Genomic DNA, 3181 nt, shown 5'->3' with positions numbered 1-3181 from the left:
GCACGATCGTATCCGAAGGGGTAGACTTCCAGGTTCCGGGCAGCGGCCGGACCGGCACGCCTTCGTGCGCGGCGACCATGAATTCATGCCAGGCCTGCGCCGGCAGCGCGCCGCCGGTGACCTTCTTCATCCCGCTGCCGTCGTCATTGCCGAACCAGACGCCGGTGGTCAGGTTGGCGGTGTAGCCGACGAACCAGGCGTCGCGCGAATTCTGGCTGGTGCCGGTCTTGCCGGCCGAGGGCCAGGCGAAAGCCGCCTTCTTTGCGGTGCCGATTTCGACCGTGCCGGTCATCATCGAGTTCATCATGCCGACGATCTCTTGCTTGACGACGCGTGGCGCGTTGCCGCCATTGTTGTCGTAGAGCACCTTGCCGCCAGCCGTGGTGACGCGGCGGATGAAATGGATGTCCGGCTTGTAGCCGCCATTGGCGAACGGCACATAGGCCGAGGTCAGCTCCAGCGGCGTCACTTCCGAAGTGCCGAGCGCGATCGAGGTGTTCGACTGCAGATCGGACTGGATGCCCATGCGGTGAGCGGCCTCGACCACCGCGTCGGGCCCGACCTCCATGGTGAGCTGGGCGGCGACCGAGTTCAGCGATTTCGCCAGCGCCGTCGCCAGCGTCACCTTGCCGAAGTATTTACCGCCGTAATTGTCCGGCGTCCACTTGCCGATCTTGATCGGTGCGTCGTTGCGCACGCTGTCCGGCGTGCGACCGGCCTCGAGCGCTGCCATGTAGACGAAGGGCTTGAAGGCCGAGCCCGGCTGGCGGCGCGCTTCCGAGGCGCGGTCGAACTGGCTGGTCGAATAGTCATAGCCGCCGACCATAGCGCGCACCGCGCCGGAATCGTCGATCGATACCAGCGCGCCCTGCGTGACGTTGAGCTTCTTGCCGCTCTCGTCGATCAGCCGCCGGATCGACTGTTCGGCAAGCTTCTGCAAGGTGAGATCGACCGTCGTGTCGACGACGATATCGCCGCGCACGTCGCCGATCAGGTCGGGCAGTTCGCCCATGATAGTGTCGGCGACGTAGTTTTCCGATCCGGTCCAGTAGGACGGCGCGCGCGTCGCCGGCGCGCTCATCGCGCTCGTCAGTTCCTTGGCGCCGATCTTGCCCTCGTCGCGCATGGCGGCGAGCACCAGCTGCGCACGCTCCTCGGCCGCCTTCGGGTCGCGCGCCGGCGACAGCCGCGACGGCGCCTTGAGCAGGCCCGCCAGAAGCGCCGCCTCGGAGAGCGTCACGTCACGCGCGCTCTTGCCGAAATAGCGCCGCGAGGCCGCTTCGACGCCATAGGCGCCCGAGCCGAAATAGACCCGGTTGAGGTACATTTCGAGAATCTGGTCCTTGGTGTGCTTGTGCTCCAGCCACAGCGCCAAAAGTATTTCCTGCACCTTGCGCTCCAGCGTGCGGTCGGGCGTCAGGAACAGGTTCTTGGCCAGCTGCTGCGTCAGCGTCGAGCCGCCCTGCGAGAAATGCCCGCCAAGCACATTGGTGACCATGGCGCGCGTCAGCCCGATCGGATCGATGCCGAAATGCGAATAGAAGCGGCGATCCTCGATGGCGACGACGGCCTCGGGGATGTAGGGCGACATCTCGTGCAGGCCGACGGCCTCGCCGCCGCTCATGCCGCGATTGGCGATCAGCTGTCCGTCGACCGAAACGATCTTGATGTTGGGGGCGCGGTCGGGGATCGACCAGGTGGTCGCTGCCGGCATCTTGGCGCCGTAATAGACGACGATGCCGGCCACCGCGATGCCGCCCCAGATGGCCAGCACGAAGCACCAGTAGGCCAGCCGGGCGAGAATGCCGAACAGGCCGCGCCGGCTGCGGTCGCGCCCGCGCCGCGACGACTTCCTGGCCGGTTTGCGTCTGGCGGCGGATTTGCGACTGCCCGGCACGACGCGATCCTCCTCGCTCACCGAGAACCCGGCCGGGGATTTCGCCTGGGGCGGCCCGTCGAAGCTCGGTTCGATGCGACTGTCTCTGCGGTTCGCCATGCGCTGCGCTTAATATCCCGGTGCTAATGGCGCTCGGGTGCAGACTAGATGCGGCGATTTAAGGGCGCGTTAAAGCAGGGTTTATGCAGGCTTTTGAAATTCCTTACGATTTTCTAAATCCGTTACCGCTGCGGGACCGACGACAGTGCTAAGCCATAAACTGGCGATTGCCGCCGACGAGTAGCCGATGTGTGGCGGAGAGCGTTCGCCAGCGAAGCGCTCCAGCAGAAACATCTACGTCTGCCCGCTGACGGTCCGGCTTCGTGTGCCAGAGATCAACTCGTCAAGATGAGCGGATTGCATGTTGCTCAGCCCGGCGAGTACGAACCGCGCACCGTCGCGCGCCAGCTTCTTGGGATCTCGATCAGGCCGTTCGTCCGCGTACTGGATGTGTGCGATCGTCACGTTTGCGATCAGGATGCGTATGAGCACCGGATCCGTGGCAACGAACTCGCCCGCCTCTATGCCCTGGCGGACAAGTTTCTCCAACGCGAGGTAGAGGGATTCGAGCTTGGCGGCCCAGTGCGCCAATTCCGGCGCACGCAATATATCGCTGCTGTAGAGTTCGGATAGCGAGAGCGGCAGGCTCAGTAGCGTCTCGAGATCCCAGACCAGATAGTCATGAAGTCTCGCTGCCGCCGATCCAGATGCGTTCGCTGTCCTTTCCGCGACGACCACCGCATTGTCGAGGCTGAGAGAAAACAGCGCCTCGAGTATCGCCTGCTTGTTTGCGAAATGGTGAAACAGCGATGGCTGCCTGATGCCTACCGCAGCCGCGATCTGTCGTGTCGAGGTGGCCCGATATCCGTGGCGGCGGAAGAGCGCGCTGGCTTCCATGAGGATTCGTCGCCGGGTGTCGTTTGGCGCGAACTGATCCCAGTTTTGATCACTTGCTCCGATAGTCTGATCTGCCTTGCTCGCCATACCTCGTTCCCGGCCGATCGACGCCCCAATGCAGGATATCGGATCGGCTGTAGTGACCCGTTACGTCGAGATCGTGTTTGAACGCTATGGTCTGCGCAAGGTCAAGGTCACAGATGACGGGCGCGTCACCGAAGACCGGACCGACCAGGTATTCGCCATCGGGCCCGATGACCCCCGATCCTCCGGGAAACGAAGCGTCTCCCCCCGTCCCCTTTTCATAGGCCGCCCGCAGGTCCGGCAGCACGGCCTCCACAGGAAGAT

2 protein-coding genes and 1 pseudogene are annotated in these 3181 nt (G+C 64.0%); all 3 read right to left on the bottom strand.

From position 1 onward, the window contains the following. Positions 1-1996, bottom strand: a 1996-nt coding sequence (locus EN781_RS29410; RefSeq protein ID WP_145965704.1) for a transglycosylase domain-containing protein, incomplete at its 3' end; no start/stop codon positions are given. A gap of 234 nt (positions 1997-2230) precedes the next feature. Continuing rightward, positions 2231-2920: a TetR/AcrR family transcriptional regulator gene (locus EN781_RS29405; RefSeq protein ID WP_126058267.1), complete on the bottom strand. Its 690-nt coding sequence runs from the start codon at positions 2918-2920 to the stop codon at positions 2231-2233. Further along, positions 2883-3181 (bottom strand): annotated as a pseudogene (locus tag EN781_RS34920) (hypothetical protein); the annotation flags it as partial. The pseudogene EN781_RS34920 and the gene EN781_RS29405, both read right to left, overlap by 38 nt.

The organism is Mesorhizobium sp. M4A.F.Ca.ET.090.04.2.1 (assembly GCF_003999085.1).
Lineage (GTDB): Bacteria > Pseudomonadota > Alphaproteobacteria > Rhizobiales > Rhizobiaceae > Mesorhizobium.
This window is presented reverse-complemented; position numbering and strand designations above follow the sequence as displayed.

Coding starts and splice junctions, on each gene's coding strand:
- EN781_RS29405 (WP_126058267.1), bottom strand. CDS start 2,920: ATGGCGAGCAAGGCAGATCAGACTATCGGAGCAAGTGATCAAAACTGG.